Here is a 15,361-nt window from a genome sequence, read left to right on the forward strand (position 1 = left end):
TGGTCGAGCGCTTCTTCAGCAAGATCAAGCACTTCCGCGCCGTCGCCACCCGCTACGACAAGGATCCCGACAACTTCCTCGCCAGCGTCAAACTCGCTGCCGTCCGGGTCTGGCTGCGAACTTTATGAGTCCGCGACCTAGTGTGTAGCAGACCGTCAGCCACTTCGCAGCATGAGGCCCGGTCGTCGCTCAGCTTCAGCTCGCCACGCATCGAGCTCGGCTTGCACCTTGGCCAACTCCGCCTGCACCTTCTCAAGCCGAGCGTGCATCTCCCCAGCATCGACCGCGGTCTCGACCAGGTGTTCTTGTGCCTCAGCGAGCTGGGCTCGTAGCTCGGCGTTCTCTGTTGCGAGCGCCAGGATCAGGGTCGTAGGTTCACCACTCATGGCCATCGCTAACACCGGCTTGGCCATCCGTCTTCGGCTTTTGATGGAACGAAGGCTGGCGCCGTCGTAAACCCACCATCCGCTCGGTTAGACCTATCGATGGTACCGGCCTCGTAGGAACCGAGGGGCAGGAACACAGACGGTTGGGCCGGGTTCGCCATTCAATGGAAACCTACGTCCTCGTTGTCGCCGGGTTCGGTGCCCTGGTCCTACTGACGGCGTGGCTGCCGATGGTGCTAAGAGCGCTACCGCTCTCGCTGCCCATCTGCTGCGTCGGTGTCGGTGCCGTGCTGGCCTTCGTCCCGTTTCTCGCGGGGCTGACGCCACACCCGGGCGAGCACCTCAAGCTGGTCGAGCACGCCACCGAGGCGGTGGTCGTCATTTCCCTGATGGGTGCGGGCCTGAAGATCGACCGACTGATCGGCTGGGAGCGCTGGGCAACGACATGGCGGCTCCTCGGCTTTGCGATGCCACTCACCATCATCACCCTGGCCGCGCTCGCCTCCGCGCTCCTCGGGCTTGGGATTGCCTCCGCCTTGCTGATCGCTGCATCGCTCGCTCCAACAGACCCGGTGCTTGCCTCCGACGTCCAGGTCGGACATCCCTCGGAAGGCAAGGAGGACGAGATGCGCTTCGCCCTCACGTCCGAAGCTGGCCTCAACGATGGCCTCGCCTTCCCCTTCGTCAACCTCGCCATCGCCCTGACCAGCGGCGGCGTCGCCGGACTGTCCCTCTCGCATTGGATTGCCATCGACGTCCTCTGGAAGGTCGCCGTCGGGGCGATCCTAGGGCTCTTGTCGGTCGGGGTCTTGGCTGGCTGACCTTCCACCTGCCCAACGTCTCGAAGCTGTCGCGCACCGGCGACGGGTTCGTGGCGCTTGGCGTCACCTGCCTCGCCTACGGCATCGTCCAGGCCGTGGACGGATACGGTTTCGTCGGGGTGTTCGCTGCGGCCCTGGCGCTGCGCTCCTCCAGCCGCGGGCACGACTACCATCGCAAGATGCACGATTACGCCGAGGAACTCGAACGCCTCCTGATGATGGTCCTGCTCGTCGGGTTCGGTTTCGCGCTTTCGGGCGGCGGCCTGCTCGCCGGGCTGACGTGGCCTGCTGCAGCATTCGTGGCGTTGGCCCTGCTCATCGTTCGCCCGCTATCGGGGTGGATCGGCTTGGCCGGATCGGGCCTGCCTACCGACGAGAAGGCGGTGATCGCCTTCTTCGGCATCCGCGGGCTCGGGACGGTGTACTACCTTACCTACGCCTTCGGTCATGCGCCTTTCGAGGCGCCTGACCTGCTCTGGGCCACGGTTGGCCTCGCCGTGCTGGTGTCCATCGTCATGCACGGGATCACCGTCACACCAATTCTCCGCTTCCTCGACCATCGCAGCGGACGCGACACCGAGAGTGGCCAGCTTGAAATCCCCCTGGAGCCGCGGATCCTCTGATCGATAGGTCCTCACGCCTTCGTTCGAGCAAGGCGGGTGTCGAGCAGGTTCCGGAGTGCGGCATTAGTGGGCCGCTGTGTCTCATCGACCAGCACGAACAAGGCTTCAGCGGTAACCACGGCATGCGGTGGCGGATTGCTGTGAGGCTGTCCCTGAGCATCGGCGTATCCGACCGGTGTCCCGTAGTTCGCTTCGAGCACGGTCGAGACCACGTCGGACCATGCCATCCCTTGCAGCGTGACGTCGAAGCGCAGGCACTCGTCGCCCTCGCTGGAGAACAGGCGTTCGACGATCCACTCCGTCCCCGGTGCAACGATGGCGCGGACGATCATCTCCGGGTAGCCGCGTAGCGGCCGGACGATGGCGGAGGCACCCGCTCGCTTCAGTCGATCACGGTTCAGATCGTCCACGCATTCGGCGACGATCCGCGCCGTAATCCCCCGCTCGCGCAGGCGATGAATGATATCGAAGGTACGACTGTCCGAAAGCCGGTCGCCTTCCTGCTCGGCCAGGATGACCAACACCTGTGCATGATCGACGCCCGCGGCCTCCAGCGCGGCAGGATCGTCGAAGCGTCCCTTGAGCTGGACGATGCGCGGGTCGTCTTCGAGGTCCGGCGGCAGACCGTCGGGGAAGGCCTCGGTCAGGATCAGCGAGGATACGTTGGCAAAATTGGCGTGCGAGCGATGCAGCTGGTTGAGGAGACGGCGTAGGTAGTCGCCGGGCTCGTCGGCGGGCGCATTCACGAAGACGATGTGGTCGCGCATATCCCACCTCCACTCGCCTCGGCGCTTGCGCTCGCGCCGCAGGATCCTGAACTCGAAGAAGGCACCGCCTGCCTGGGTGAGCAGGAAGATGCCCGAGAGGTAGATCAGCACGATGGTGGAGGCACGCCCGGCCAAGGTTTTGGCAGACAGATCACCATAGCCGGTGGTGGTGATGGTGGTGAAGGTCAGCCATACCGCCTCACCGAGATCAAGACCCTCGAAGGCTACCATCGCCGCAGCGTGCAGGCCGATGAGGATCAGCAAACCGACGAGTGCGAAGCGGATCCGGTTGCGCAGGTCCCGTACGACGCTGCGGCGGAACCGCAGAGGGCTGGTCTGAGACCGAAGCTGACGCGCCATCAGATTGGCTACCTTCGATCTCGCACCAACAGTCCGATCTCAACCCGTTGTTCGCCAAATCGACCGCCGCGAGTTGGCTTCGGATAGCTCATGCTCGGCCACGTCCTTGTTGCATGCCCGGTGAGGCTATGACAGCAATGTCACCCTCTACCATTCGACAGCCCTTATGCGGCCTCCAACCCTCTGAATTCACAGGGTAGGAAACAGGAGTATTCGTGCCGCTCACGGATTTACGCCCTCCTTCTTTAGAGGAAGAGGGTAGCGTTTCGTTACCCCCTTTGCGGGCGAGCCGTAGCCAAGCGGTCCATTCCCGCGACACGATGCAAACGATGTTGATGTCGTTGCGGAAGCGGGCGAGGCGTCGTTCCTCAACGGTCACGAAGCCGAGCACCATGGCTTGTCAGATCGCGTTGCGGACGGTCGCACGGCTCACACCCGCTAATGCGGCTAGGTGATCCAGGGCTAGACGGCAGTCCCCCCGCTTCACGACCTCCACCGTGATAACAGCCAGCACCGCCTGCTCCGCCAGGGTAAACTAAGCAGCGATAGCCGGTGGAAGCCTCCCAGAGGCTGCCCAGCGGCGACGGCGGGCCATCGAGGCATCCGATTGCGCGGTCGGGAGCCTACGGCCTTCCTGGGGGTATCTGTGGAACGCTGGTGCAACTCCGTGGGACGCTCGGTCAATTGCCGGGCTTCGATTAGCCCGGACAACGCCTCAGCCTCAGCCTCCGACCGGTGTCCCTCTCCGAACGCTTTCCACAGCGCGGATGCGACGGCCGGCAACGCGACGCGCGGCGCTGTCTCCGCCTGTCGGCGGATCTCATAGGTATAGTTCATGGTTCACGGTCCCTCACGGGCCGCGGCAGGGTCCAGGCAAAGCCTTCCCGTTGACGGAAACACGTTCCGTCTTGACGCCCGAGGGAGGTCATGGCTTGTGGGGGGTATTCACTCCAGCCTCACCAGGCCCCAGGTATTCAGCAGCCTCTTCCTTGCCGGGAAGGGGCTGTTGGCTTTTCAGGGTCTATCTCGCGGCGATCTCTCCTAATGCCGGTTCACGACTCGCCACAGGGCGCGCCATAGCCGGACTTGGCATGTCGGCCGGCAGGCACGGTTAAGTCAACGTCGGGAATGTCAGACGGCGGGGTTGTAGTCCCTGACGCGATGCGCTTCCCGCGCCACCATGATCCGATCCGAACTGGTCCAGCGCCTCGCCGACGCGAACCTGCAACTCTACGCGAGGGATTGCGAGAAGGTGGTCGATGCCATCCTAGGCCGGATCGCGGACGCCATCGCGGCCGGCGATCGTGTCGAGCTGCGCGGGTTCGGGGCCTTCAGCATCGTGGAGGCGCGAGCGCGAATAGGGCGCACTCCGCGGTCCGGGGCCCCCGTTGCCGTCGAGGCCAAGGCCAAGTTGTGCTTCAAGGCCGGCAAGGACATGCGGGACCGGTTGAACCCGGCAGTGTCTACGTGATGCATAGGTCGGTGATTCGCAAATTGAGGCTGAACCAACCTGGGGTGGCGCGATTGATGGGGGCATGGGACCCATCGTCGTTATCGCTGCCTCCGCTGGGGGCCTTACCCCAATCAAACAGATCGTGGCCGCGCTACCGGCATCCTGCTCGGCATCGGTTTTCATCGTCTGGCACACCGGCAACCGTCCCAGCATCCTGCCGGAAATCTTGAACATGACGAGCCACCTGCCCATCGGACACGGGGAGGATGGCGAGCTTATCCAGGCTGGCCGCGTCTACGTCGCCCCTCCCGACAAGCACATGCGGTTGGGCTTTGGTTCGATCTGGCTGGATCAGGGGAGCAAGGTGAACTTCACCCGTCCAGCCGCCGATCCCTTGTTCATCTCAGCCGCCGAGGACTACAGCGAGCGCGTCATCGGTATCGTGCTCAGCGGCTACAACGGCGACGGGGCGGATGGTCTCGCCAGGGTTAAGGCTCGCGGTGGTTTGGCTCTCGTCCAGAAGCCCCAGGAGGCCGAGCAGCCCTCGATGCCCTGGGCAGCGCTCATGGCTGATCATCCTGACGCCAGCCTGCCGGTCGCAGAGATCGCCGCTCGCGTGGCGGCGTTGGCGCAGGGATGAAGCAGCGCAACTGCTTCAATGATCCGCCGCCTTATAGGCTCCCGCAATTAGGTAATTCGCTCAATGGGCGGTAGCCCATAGTGCATCGGTGGCTGGCAGTCCCAGGCGCTACCGACAGAGAGCCAGCAAGCTCCCGCCTCGTCCAAAGGCGGCTTCATGGCGGATCTCTCGAACGGCCCCGACAATCTTGCCGAGATGAACTTGCCACCCTGTTTTCGCGCATTCTTAATCGACGCGGCAGGAAACATCGCCCGGCTCGTCAGTCTGGTGGCGAACGACGACCTAGAGGCTTCAGACTTGGCTCAGGCAATGGCCGCTGGTCATGCGGTCGATCTCTGGGATGGTGTCCGCTTCATCGGCCATATCGATATGCTCTCAGACGCATATTAGCTCATAGGCATCTCTGATTGGCCGTGAGCGGGCGATCCTTGTGCTACCCTCCGCGGATGAAGGCCAAGAGCGTCACGCCCTGGTTCGTCGCCGTTGGTGCTTCAGGCGCCGAGGGCCTTTCCGACATCAAGGCCCTACTCCAGACGTTGCTGCCTTCCCTGGCGGCTGTTGTCCTGATCGTCCTCCATAGGCCGTGGGACCGGCTCAGCCATCTCCGCGAGGTGCTGGCGCGCGGATCGAACCTGCCGATCGTCATTGCGGCGCAGGGCGAGCGCTTCGAGCCGGGGGTGGCCTATATCGGCGAACCGGCCGATCATCTCACACTCGCGGCCAGGAGCTTCGGCGAGATCGTAGACGATCCGCATCGCCTGCACGGCAACCGCACGGTGGACCTGCTCTTCTGTTCGGTCGCCGCACATGGCGGGCACAGGATGATCGGCGTGATCCTATCCGGCTCCCTGGATGACGGCTCACGCGGTCTCGCCGCCATCCACGCCGCGGGTGGCTTGACGATGGTGTTGACGCCGAACGACCAGCCGGGACCCGGCATGCCGGAGAACGCGATCGCTTACGACGGTCCAATCGACGTGATCGGCAGCCTCCACGACATCGCAGCTGCCATCGAGAAAGCGGTCCGACACGAGTGACTGTAGGAGCAGGCCCGTCCCCCGATCTGATCACGGGGCGACGGGTGCTTCGTCCATCTCACCAGCGAACCGGTCCTGAGCCCGGCTTGCGAGCACCGTGCCTGCCGTCGGTTATCCTGGGTTTCTCACGCCGCGGCCAGCCATTGCATAAGGTTCGCCGCCGCGCTCCGGCTCAGACCGAACCGCCCCTGCAACACGTTCACGATCTGCGGGCGGCTGACGCCAACCTGCCTCGCCAACGCCCCCTGGGTCATAGTCCGAACGCGCAACGCCTCTCGGACGGCTCGGGCAAGCTCGGGTGGTAGGGGACCGCCTTCGTAGGCAATGAGGGGCGACCCAACCTGTCGCCACTCGCCCAGCCCGTCGAGCATGTCGTGTTGCTCGGAAACTCCGGCCATCGGTAGCGGCAGCGGGACGGCTCGACCGGGCGGGACCGCCCTCGTCCTGGCTCCGGGCGTAGGCCCGTCAGCGCCGACGCTGTGTCTCGGGCGGGCGGTTCTCGCTGGACCCGGAAGCGGTCGGATCTCTTGGTGCACTGGTCCGTGGCAGCTATACGGTACTTCGTACCGGCTGAACACGAATTAGTGCCACGACCGATTTTAAGCTCCGCTTGACGGTCTCGGTAGAACTTCCGGCGGCTGATACCGAGGGCCTCCCAAGGTTTTGTCTGAGCGTCGGACTGCTCACGGGCGGTCGCGCCAGCCGCTTGTCTACGGGCCTTCTTGGCGGCGGTCTTCTGCGCTCGCTGGTAGGCCGCGAACGTTTTGGCCGTCATTCCTCGCGGCCGGGCCTTCGTGATCCCTAGCGCCTCGCGTTCGGCCTTGGTGAGGTGCAACTGGTCGCCGAGATCCTGTGGCCCCCAATAGAGCCGACCCCGCGCATTGCGCTCTCGGGCCTCGTCCAGGCCGAACCAGATTTTTGCCTCAGTGAGACGCGGCGTCGCCACGCGCACCCATGACCGACGCCACGGGGCCTCCGTACAGCCTCGCGGATGCCTGCGTCGAGCAGGTCCGTCGTCGGCAGGCTTGGGATGCAACCCCCGGCGGCCTCAGCGAGGAGGAGGGGGGACGCCGAGCAGGATCGCATCGAAGCCACGTTCGAACGGACGATCCATGAGCCGTCCGCCGGGCTCCGCGACCTTGCCGGCAACGCTTGTCTCTCGCTCGAAGATCTCGACAGGTTCTATCCCGCCAAGAGCCACGCTACCTCCGACTTCCGGCTCCTGCGCGTCATCCTGCGGGAGGCGATCACGATGGGCGGGCTGGTTTATCCGGGGGCGCTCCCGGAGCAGAATGCTGCGCCGAACGCTGTCGAGCACAGGGAGGGCGCGGACGCGAAGGATATGCCGGCAACCATCGAAAGCTCCGCGGCCGAGGAGTTCGAAGCCTACACCCTCGAAGAGCCGGTCCAGTCCCCACGCCAATGGTCGGAGGCGTTCGGCGAGCACGCCTTAGCGATGCACGTCGGCGACCACATGCTGCGGATGTCGAAGGCCGAGGCGGTCTTCTTCATTGAGGAGATCGCGGAGAAAGACGGCGACGCGCCGGCCGTGCTTCTTAGTGCGGTCGACATAGCACGAACGAGCTTCGAGGGGTGGGTAAATCTGCTAGGCGTCATGACCAGCCGCTTCCTGGTCGCCGCCTCCACGGCGGCTCTCGCCGGCCGGGCAACCTCTGCGAACTCCGCGGAGGCCTGACCGATGGGTGATGTCCTGACCTTCCGGCCTCGCACCCCTTAGGCGCAAACCCCGCCGGCCCCCTCGCCGGCCGAGACCCGGCGCATGATCGAGGAAGCGGCGCAGACCGCCTTGGACACCGCGGATAGCTTGCTCGCCATCCTCGACCGTATGGATGGGGATGCGGATGCCGAGGATGGCGACGACGCGGAGTCCTCGCTTGCGGCTCCCGGGAACCACCACGGTAGTCAGGTCGTATGCCTGCGTCGAAACGACAAGGACCGGGAGACCGAGGCGCTGGAGACCAGGTTGCCGGTCGTGATCGTCAGCCCGGTTCCGCGGTTTCGCCCCGTAGACCTCGCGCCCGAGCTGATGGCCTGGGGCGGGCATGGCAACGTCGTGGCAGCGGCCGGCGCAATGCTTCTCGACATGGTGGCGGAAGGTGGGCGCTGATGCCTACTGCCCTCACTCTTAATGCAGCAGACACCACAAAGCGGAGAGGCGCCTCGGCCTACATGCCCAAGCTCACAGCGGGTTCACAGGTAGGCATGCGGCATTTCTGACCGAGCCTATCAATTGAGCGTATGCGTCTTGAGCCACTTGATAAGCTTCTCTCCGGTTCATCCCGTGGACCAATCCCAAGGACTCTGGCGCGCCCTAACCCGGCGCGCCTTTTTCGTTGTAAGTATCTGAAAACAATCAAATTTAGGCGAAAGCCATTAAGCTTTCTTTAATCTCTTATCCGAGCAGCCGACGCGGTCCCTCGCGCTCTCGAGGGTGGAGAGACGTGATGTTGAATAAATCAGACCGCTTTGGATTTGCCGATCTCGACAACCTGCCGGCCCCATTTTGTTACCGGGTGCTAGTGCTGGGATCTGAAGGCCAAGTCACTCGCATGGTGCCGATCAAGGCGCGAAGCGATCTTGATGCAAAGCGTTTGGCAAGAGGCTTCCTAGATGGCCGCGGGGTCGAGCTATGGGACGGGATGCGGTTTATGGAACGCTTCATGTCGATGGATCGATAGCTGGCGAGAAGTTGCCGCTTCGAAAGGCGGGCACTGAGAAGCCTTAGATCCTCGCCTCGGCATTAAGGCGCCTCATCTCAGCAATTGCTTGCTCAGCCACTTCATAGTTACGTTCCGGATCGGAGGGCCCTTTATCTCTCCGGGCGTCGATGAAGCGCAAGTGTTGTTCGCTCACTCAGATCGGAGCAGGCTCTTGCTGAGAAGCATCATCACGTTGCCGGGGCGGGATGGTGATCGGCCGGAGGGCTTGATCCGGCATGATGCCACTTTGTCGCACCTTTGCCTTGCTTGTGTCGTCAAATGATGGTCTGCGGCTTTATTCCCCAGCATCCGCGCATTTGGGTGAATTTTCCATTTGTACCGTAGCAACCTGCTCGGTTTGCTTGACTATTAAGACGGGAACGCCACCGCCCTTGGCGGATACGTCGGGCCATGGTGCGGCAAACATGGATCAGCGGCGGTCGCCGCCTCCTCCCCCTCCACCCGGCGGTGGCCGGCTTACCAATCATCCTGGATCGTCTCGCAAGGGCCTATCCAAATTGCACGATGCGCAACTGAAACCATCGAATGCAGTCTTCAATCTTGTTATGATCAATTGATTGGTTTCTCGCAGAATTTTATGATGATAGCGATTCCGTGATTGAGCTATAGATTAGGGAATTATTGATTATAATCCGGCATGACAGGCGGAACAGGTCCAATCTATCCGCATGGAGCCCGCCGGTGCGCTTGTTCGACACCCCCTTACGCGCGTTGTTCGACAGCATCGACCGCTCACGCGCCCGCATCGCGTTCGCCCCCGATGGCACGATCCTCGATGCCAACGCCAACTTCCTCGGTCTCGTCGGCTACACGCTGGCCGAACTGAAGGGTCAGAACCACCGAACCCTCGTCACGTCGTTGGAGTGCGACGCACCGGCCTATCGCGCGTTCTGGGATGCACTACGCCGCGGTGAGCCGCAGACCCGTGAGTTCAAGCGTGTCGCCAAGGACGGTCACGAGGTGTGGATCCAGGCAACCTACAGTCCAGTCCTCGACCGCGCCGGTCGGGTCAGCAAGATCGTCAAATTCGCCTCCGACATCACGGCGCTGGTGCAGCGCGCGATTGACCAGGAAGGCCAGCTTGCCGCCCTCAACCGCTCGCAGGCGGTCATCGAGTTCACCCTCGACGGCACCATCCTGACCGCCAACGCCAACTTCCTCAACGCAGTCGGTTACCGGCTCGACGAGATCCGCGGTCAGCATCACAGCCTGTTCGTTGATGCGAACGAACGAACCGGAGAAGCCTATCGCAGTTTCTGGGGTCAACTCGGACGGGGCGAGTTCGCAGCTGGCGAGTTCCGCCGCATCGCCAAGGGCGGTCGAGAAGTGTGGATCCAGGCAACCTACAACCCGATCAGCGACCGGGACGGCGTCCCGTTCAAGGTGGTGAAGTTCGCGACCGACATCAGCGCCCAAGTGCACGAGCGGCAGCGCCGGATCGAAGCGCAGCACGCGATCGGCACCGACCTCGATGCGATCGGGCAATCCGTCGAGAATGTCACCCGGCAAACGGCTGAGGCCGCCGGTACGGTGGGGCAGGTCTCGAACGACATCCAGTCCGTCGCCTCGGGCGCCGAAGAGCTCTCAGCCTCAGTCGGCGAGATCAGCCAGCAGGTAAGCCATGCTGCACGGATGGCCGGACAGGCGGTTGAGCAGGCGCAGCGCACGGGCAGCATCGTTGCGGGCTTGAGCACCCAGGCGGCGCAGATTGGCGAGGTGGTGACGATGATCCAGGGCATCGCCTCGCAGACCAACCTGCTGGCCCTCAACGCCACCATTGAAGCAGCGCGAGCTGGCGCCGCGGGCAAGGGTTTTGCCGTTGTCGCCTCCGAGGTGAAGGCGCTGGCCGAGCAGACCGCCAAGGCGACCGATCAGATCCGCGGACAGATCCAGGCGACGCAGACGGCTACGCGCGAGGCCGTGGACGCCATCGGCTCGATCCAGGCGACGATCCGCTCGCTCGATGAGGTGTCGGGCGCCATCGCCGCTGCGGTCGAGGAACAGTCTGCAGTCACGCGAGAGATGTCGGGCAGCATGCAGACGGCCGCGCACGGCGTGACGACGATCGCCAGCAGCATGGAGGACATCGCCCGGGCGAGCGAGCAGGTCGATGTTGCAACCCGGCAGGTGCGCCAAGCCTCGCAAGCCGTGGCGTGACCCCACCGAGATACGAGAGGATCACATGAGCGCGACTGTCATTCCTCTCAAAGGCCGGTTCAAGCCGCCGATGATGAACATCCGCTCCAACGCCGTCGAGAAGGTACTGACAGCCGACGCTGCAAGCGCGTTCCATGACGGTACGCGGGTCCGGCTGCTGCTCGATGGTTTGTGTACTCAGCAGGACACGTTGCTCTCGGCGATCGAGAACCTGCGTGCGCCCTCGTTGCGGGTGCATCCAGACCTAGGTCGCCCCACTGCTGCCCTCGAAGCGGCGTCCATCCAGGCGCTGGCGGAGATAGGGTTACTGATCCGGTGCGGTACAGAGCTACTGCGCCGGCTGGATAATACGGGCGTGCAGAAGATAAGCTAAACTACTTTGTCATTTTGCCCATTAAAGACGTTGTGCCGTCATGCCCCAACAACCTCGTGATCTTGCTGATGTACGCAAAAGTCTAGAGCGCATCGCTCGCGCCCTGGATCAGCCTGTAGTGGCTCTGTTTGATGCGGAAGAGATGAACGCTCGGACAGCGGAAACACTCGCTCTCACGCGAGCCTTCGACACCATTGACGACCGACAAGCCCGCGCCCGGTGCCTCGCGTTCGTAACTGCTGAGGCGGAGCGGGAAGCGCGCGCCTGACATCATCGAGTGACTGACCAATCGCTACATACTGCACTTCATCCAGCGCTGGCTGGCCTGCCAAGCTGTGATTGCCGCGCTGCTGGGCAAGCCAAAGCGGGGCGACGTGGTGGAGTCGCGAGCCGTCCTGGCGGGACAGCACTGAAGGCCCCTTAGGGTGGAAGGTAGAATACCCGCTTCTAGCCGAAAGGCCACGGTCCGCTAAATACTCGACGCGGACGTTCGACCCGGGCACCTAGCGTCAGATTTCTACCCTTAGGATGGACGACGACGGCTCAGGGTAGGCGGGGCAGCCAAAAGGACGGTCAGGGTCCACTCGCAGCTAGAGGGTCTGCGGGTGCTCCTATTTGCGGCTGGCGCATTGCAGCTCGTGCTTTGGGCGGGTGCTGACGACCCGGCTGAAAGGGCGTTCGTAGCCGCCCTCGTTGCAACGGTCGTTGTGGTGGGTCCGACTTGGTAACGTCCTGGGCCCTCAAGCGACTGCGTATCCTCGAACGCGGGCCGCGTGCCTACAACCGTTGGGATGCAGCTAAGGCTTGCCTCACGGCCCGTGGATGGGTCGCCGAGGCTCCCTGTGAGGACCATCCGGGTAAGCGTCTGATCACAATCACGCCCGAAGGGCGAGCTGTCTATGTAGCGGCACTGGCGGTTCATGCTGAACACCAAGCACCTTCGCTGTTATGACCAAGACGGCAGCACCCTCCTCATCGGTGCGGCCGCCCACTCGGCGGTGGCAGGTAACACCGAGAGCCGGCGGCCTTTCTCAACGGGGCGTGGCCGGTACCAGAGCTGGGCGCAGATCGCAGAGAGCGGCAGGGCGCAGGCGGACCTAGTGGGTCACATCGAGCAGAGCTACCACGTCCCTGCGTTAGGCGGCGTCTAGCGCTCGCCTCTCTCAGCCTGAAAAGGATCAGCCCCACCGGCATCCGCCGCGCAGGGATTTTTCATGCGCACTGTTCGTCCTAACCCAGCCCCAGCACATTGATCAGATGGAGCCCAGGCGATGAGGCAGTTTTACGCTGAACGCGATTGGTCCAGCCTTTGCGTGGTTGAGCAACCGTGGCATGATTGTCCTATGCCCTATGCAGTCGAGATTACACTCGCCGATCCTCCGTCCATAGACGGAGAAGACGAGCTATCGATGTACCTCTTACCTGACACGTTTGACACGGTGGCAGATGCGAAGGATGCCGCGGCTGCCCATATCGCTGAGTTGAGGCGTGATCCCGTGACTGTGATATTTGTAGTAACGGACCAAAATGGCCTCACAATCATGACGAGTGTGGAGGCGACGCGATGATTAACCCCCAAGCGCCCGCGTGACCAATTGCATCCCCCGATTGCTGCGGGATCAATAGCTTGGACTCATGGAGCTCGAGGCTTCATGGAATTAGCTTGACTGCCAGACCAACACCCGCTGCGCCTAGCTTTTTCGTACCGTTAGTTCACCGCGGCTAGGACCATGATCAGCGGCGGGGCTTCTTGTGAGGCCTGCCCAGCCTTCAGCCCACCCGGCACCGGCCGTGGTGGGTTATTTGTGGCCTCGACTAGAACGATCGGCTTCGGTGCGGCGTTGCTCTCGAATTATTAAGGAGACCAACATGGCACCCCGCATCTATCCAGGCAGTCCGGACAGGCTCGGTCACGGGGCCAACAGCGTCGAGCATCGCATCGGCCAAAGCGTTGATACCATCGATCAGCTCAGCAGCGTCACCCTCATGGGCCTCGCGATTGGTGGGGCGGCGGTAGCCCTGATCCTGGTGCATTTCTTGATCGGCTGACGCTCCTACGGCTCGCGACCGCCTAACCCAGATATCGTCTCGGCGGCTCGGGCCCTCTCAACCGGAGGTCGAGGAACGATCGGATCATGCCCGTTGTTTCACGCCGTGGCACCTCCCCGGTGCGGTAGCAAGGTATCGGCACCGATGCCCAAGATCCGTCTCACAGCTTCTGCGATCGCGGCCGGAGCCTTCGGTGCCGTTCTAATGTCGGCGGGCGTCGTCTCCGCCGCGACGCCCGCCCCCGCCCCTAGCCTCATCGAGCCTGGGACCCCGGCTGTTCAGGTGCGAATGATGCACCGCCCAATGATGAGGCACCGCATGATGCGTCGTTCGACGATGCGCCGTGGCGGCCGGACCATTGGGACGAAGAAAGGGCTCTGATCCGCGGTTCGCCGGTTCACTTCGTCGCCAGTTTCCGCGGCGAACTCATCACATCAGCCCGCCCGGTATCAGCCGCGGTGGGCTTTTTCGTGCGCACTTGCCTCTAGTAACACGCAGCCATTCCCTAGAAAGGGTTGAGCTGACAAACATATGATGACGCGATTGAATTTTGCATTCGTCCCAGAAACTTTCGGCTTACACTGTGGTATCCGAGCATGGCCGACAACGAGAACCAACACCTTCAAGCGATTGCTCGCGCTCTGAACATGCTGCCGGAAATACTTTTTGAGGGAACAGTGGAGAGTGAAACCACCGAGGCAGCGACATCAATGCGCTTATGGCTTCAGATCAGCGACACTCAAGGGCGCAAGCGCGTCCTGAGCGTAGCCTGTCAGGAAGCCGAGCTTTGCGGCTACCGGGAGTAGCAAGCAACATGCTTGTGGGCGGATCAGGGCAGGCCATCTACGCCGTGCACTTCCTCAACGGCAGCGGATCAGTCCACTGGCGGGAAGTGCTCTATGAACCGCACCCCGTCCCATAACTCGATCGCCTGACCATCAACGAACCTGAGCGCACGCTCTACAACCTCATCGTCACCGCCGCTTTCAATCCGTTCCATCCGCAGCACTTGGCCTCTGCGGTCGAGGATCAGAACGTGGTAGCGCGGCGGGACTGGCGACTTGTTGAGGTCGGCAAATCCGATTGGCGTGTCTGAGCTCATATCCAGCGCTCCCCGACAGGCGAGAGCACACAACCCTCAGTCAGCGACGCCCAAAATTTCGGCCGCGGATGAAGGCACCTAAGCTGGCTCGCTCGAAAACGTCATCATTTGATTATCGTCTGAGTTAAAGTGCGTAGCTGGTGTGCTGCTTCATGAGCCGGCATGCGCTAACGAAAAGGGCGCGCCCGTCGCCCTTCGCCTGCCGCTGCGAGAGCACAGCCCGGCCATCAAGCAAGCTACGGCCGCCACGTTAACGTTTTAAATAAGAAGAAATTCGCCATGCTGACCATCGTGCTCGGGGCAGCCGTGTTCGTTGCATTTGCGATGACGCTTGTGGCACCGTTTGATTTTTCGAAGCCGCCGAAGGATTGAACCTTCTAGCGTAGGCCGCCTTAGACCCAGAAGGAACTCACCAGATCTGTCCGCCCGGCTCCAGCCGTGGCGAGCTTTCCGTGGCCTTATGTAGCCGAAGCACCAAGCGATGTAGCCTGCGGCTCGGCAAATTGCTTGGCCTGATTGAACCCAGCAAGGAGCGCCATTCTTTCGTCCGGATAGGACCTTGGTGCCCTAACGACCGGGCCGTTCTCTCGACTGATCAGCCAGACATAGCGCCCTGGATGAGGGTCGTACGGGATGCCAGCCACGCTCCCCGGCGGATGCCGCGTCGTTGTCCTCCCGTAGGACCCTCATCCAGGGCGCTATGTCTGGCTGATCAGGCGACAGAACGGCCCGGTCGTTAGTGCACCAGGGTCCTATCCGTACGAAAGACTGGCGCTCCTCGCTGGGTGCAATCAGGCCAAGCAATTTGCCGAGCCGCAGGCTACATCGCTTGGTTCTTCGGCGACATAATGC

General features: G+C 62.7%; 16 protein-coding genes and 1 pseudogene. 14 read left to right on the forward strand and 3 right to left on the reverse strand.

The window, feature by feature from the left end; translation table 11 throughout:
* Window positions 1-128, forward strand: a pseudogene (locus MKK64_RS02050) (IS5/IS1182 family transposase); the annotation flags it as partial.
* A 27-nt stretch (window positions 129-155) separates the two neighbouring features.
* Here MKK64_RS02050 and MKK64_RS02055 read toward each other — a convergent pair.
* Window positions 156-413 carry a hypothetical protein gene (locus tag MKK64_RS02055; protein WP_243932053.1) on the reverse strand — a complete coding sequence of 86 codons (258 nt, stop codon included), beginning with the start codon at window positions 411-413 and terminating at the stop codon, window positions 156-158.
* 137 nt (window positions 414-550) lie between these two features.
* On the opposite strand from MKK64_RS02055, the gene MKK64_RS28200 reads away from it, so the two are divergent.
* Both MKK64_RS28200 and MKK64_RS28205 read left to right on the forward strand, forming a co-directional pair.
* A complete protein-coding gene (locus MKK64_RS28200; RefSeq protein ID WP_313898880.1) occupies window positions 551-1,207 on the forward strand; it encodes a cation:proton antiporter in 657 nt (218 codons plus the stop codon).
* The gene (locus MKK64_RS28205) at window positions 1,126-1,830 is read left to right on the forward strand and encodes a cation:proton antiporter (RefSeq protein WP_313898881.1); all 705 of its coding nucleotides are present in this window, start codon (window positions 1,126-1,128) and stop codon (window positions 1,828-1,830) included. Before MKK64_RS28200 ends, MKK64_RS28205 begins: the two co-directional genes overlap by 82 nt.
* Window positions 1,831-1,841: 11 nt before the next feature.
* Here the strand turns inward: MKK64_RS28205 and MKK64_RS02065 are convergent, their stop codons facing one another.
* The gene (locus tag MKK64_RS02065; RefSeq protein WP_243932054.1) at window positions 1,842-2,957 is read right to left on the reverse strand and encodes a potassium channel family protein; all 1,116 of its coding nucleotides are present in this window, start codon (window positions 2,955-2,957) and stop codon (window positions 1,842-1,844) included.
* 1,180 nt (window positions 2,958-4,137) lie between these two features.
* Here MKK64_RS02065 and MKK64_RS02075 point away from each other — a divergent pair.
* From MKK64_RS02075 to MKK64_RS02125, 11 genes are all read left to right on the forward strand, one after another.
* Window positions 4,138-4,428 carry an HU family DNA-binding protein gene (locus MKK64_RS02075; RefSeq protein WP_243932055.1) on the forward strand — a complete coding sequence of 97 codons (291 nt, stop codon included), beginning with the start codon at window positions 4,138-4,140 and terminating at the stop codon, window positions 4,426-4,428.
* 64 nt (window positions 4,429-4,492) lie between these two features.
* Complete coding sequence (locus MKK64_RS02080) at window positions 4,493-5,050, forward strand: chemotaxis protein CheB (RefSeq protein ID WP_243932056.1); 558 nt, start codon at window positions 4,493-4,495, stop codon at window positions 5,048-5,050.
* 156 nt (window positions 5,051-5,206) lie between these two features.
* Window positions 5,207-5,440, forward strand: a complete 234-nt coding sequence (locus MKK64_RS02085) for a hypothetical protein (protein ID WP_243932057.1) — start codon at window positions 5,207-5,209, stop codon at window positions 5,438-5,440.
* A 56-nt stretch (window positions 5,441-5,496) separates the two neighbouring features.
* Complete coding sequence (locus MKK64_RS02090) at window positions 5,497-6,087, forward strand: chemotaxis protein CheB (protein ID WP_243932058.1); 591 nt, start codon at window positions 5,497-5,499, stop codon at window positions 6,085-6,087.
* Between the two features lie 991 nt (window positions 6,088-7,078).
* Window positions 7,079-7,783, forward strand: a complete 705-nt coding sequence (locus MKK64_RS02095; RefSeq protein ID WP_243932059.1) for a hypothetical protein — start codon at window positions 7,079-7,081, stop codon at window positions 7,781-7,783.
* Window positions 7,784-7,867: 84 nt separating this feature from the next.
* Complete coding sequence (locus MKK64_RS02100; protein WP_243932060.1) at window positions 7,868-8,215, forward strand: hypothetical protein; 348 nt, start codon at window positions 7,868-7,870, stop codon at window positions 8,213-8,215.
* A 337-nt stretch (window positions 8,216-8,552) separates the two neighbouring features.
* Window positions 8,553-8,786 (forward strand): hypothetical protein, encoded by a 234-nt coding sequence (locus MKK64_RS02105; protein ID WP_243932061.1) that lies wholly within the window; start codon window positions 8,553-8,555, stop codon window positions 8,784-8,786.
* A gap of 723 nt (window positions 8,787-9,509) precedes the next feature.
* Window positions 9,510-10,985: a PAS domain S-box protein gene (locus tag MKK64_RS02110; RefSeq protein ID WP_243932062.1), complete on the forward strand. Its 1,476-nt coding sequence runs from the start codon at window positions 9,510-9,512 to the stop codon at window positions 10,983-10,985.
* Between the two features lie 25 nt (window positions 10,986-11,010).
* Window positions 11,011-11,358 (forward strand): hypothetical protein, encoded by a 348-nt coding sequence (locus MKK64_RS02115; protein WP_243932063.1) that lies wholly within the window; start codon window positions 11,011-11,013, stop codon window positions 11,356-11,358.
* Window positions 11,359-13,227: 1,869 nt separating this feature from the next.
* Complete coding sequence (locus MKK64_RS02120) at window positions 13,228-13,407, forward strand: hypothetical protein (RefSeq protein WP_243932066.1); 180 nt, start codon at window positions 13,228-13,230, stop codon at window positions 13,405-13,407.
* Between the two features lie 596 nt (window positions 13,408-14,003).
* Entirely contained in the window at window positions 14,004-14,213 is a 210-nt protein-coding gene (locus MKK64_RS02125; RefSeq protein ID WP_243932064.1) for a hypothetical protein, read from the forward strand.
* A gap of 68 nt (window positions 14,214-14,281) precedes the next feature.
* Here MKK64_RS02125 and MKK64_RS02130 read toward each other — a convergent pair whose 3' ends face one another.
* Entirely contained in the window at window positions 14,282-14,509 is a 228-nt protein-coding gene (locus MKK64_RS02130; RefSeq protein WP_243932065.1) for a hypothetical protein, read from the reverse strand.
* Window positions 14,510-15,361 lie beyond the last annotated feature (852 nt).

The sequence above is a fragment of the Methylobacterium sp. E-025 genome, from assembly GCF_022829705.1.
In the GTDB taxonomy this organism is placed as follows: Bacteria; Pseudomonadota; Alphaproteobacteria; order Rhizobiales; family Beijerinckiaceae; genus Methylobacterium.

Excerpts from the sequence above, each read along its gene's own strand:
- MKK64_RS02055 (WP_243932053.1), bottom strand. The coding sequence starts at position 413 with ATGGCCAAGCCGGTGTTAGCGATGGCCATGAGTGGTGAACCTACGACC.
- MKK64_RS28200 (WP_313898880.1), top strand. The coding sequence starts at position 551 with ATGGAAACCTACGTCCTCGTTGTCGCCGGGTTCGGTGCCCTGGTCCTA.
- MKK64_RS02065 (WP_243932054.1), bottom strand. The coding sequence starts at position 2,957 with ATGGCGCGTCAGCTTCGGTCTCAGACCAGCCCTCTGCGGTTCCGCCGC.
- MKK64_RS02075 (WP_243932055.1), top strand. The coding sequence starts at position 4,138 with ATGATCCGATCCGAACTGGTCCAGCGCCTCGCCGACGCGAACCTGCAA.
- MKK64_RS02080 (WP_243932056.1), top strand. The coding sequence starts at position 4,493 with ATGGGACCCATCGTCGTTATCGCTGCCTCCGCTGGGGGCCTTACCCCA.
- MKK64_RS02085 (WP_243932057.1), top strand. The coding sequence starts at position 5,207 with ATGGCGGATCTCTCGAACGGCCCCGACAATCTTGCCGAGATGAACTTG.
- MKK64_RS02090 (WP_243932058.1), top strand. The coding sequence starts at position 5,497 with ATGAAGGCCAAGAGCGTCACGCCCTGGTTCGTCGCCGTTGGTGCTTCA.
- MKK64_RS02095 (WP_243932059.1), top strand. The coding sequence starts at position 7,079 with ATGCCTGCGTCGAGCAGGTCCGTCGTCGGCAGGCTTGGGATGCAACCC.
- MKK64_RS02100 (WP_243932060.1), top strand. The coding sequence starts at position 7,868 with ATGATCGAGGAAGCGGCGCAGACCGCCTTGGACACCGCGGATAGCTTG.
- MKK64_RS02105 (WP_243932061.1), top strand. The coding sequence starts at position 8,553 with ATGTTGAATAAATCAGACCGCTTTGGATTTGCCGATCTCGACAACCTG.
- MKK64_RS02115 (WP_243932063.1), top strand. The coding sequence starts at position 11,011 with ATGAGCGCGACTGTCATTCCTCTCAAAGGCCGGTTCAAGCCGCCGATG.
- MKK64_RS02120 (WP_243932066.1), top strand. The coding sequence starts at position 13,228 with ATGGCACCCCGCATCTATCCAGGCAGTCCGGACAGGCTCGGTCACGGG.
- MKK64_RS02125 (WP_243932064.1), top strand. The coding sequence starts at position 14,004 with ATGGCCGACAACGAGAACCAACACCTTCAAGCGATTGCTCGCGCTCTG.
- MKK64_RS02130 (WP_243932065.1), bottom strand. The coding sequence starts at position 14,509 with ATGAGCTCAGACACGCCAATCGGATTTGCCGACCTCAACAAGTCGCCA.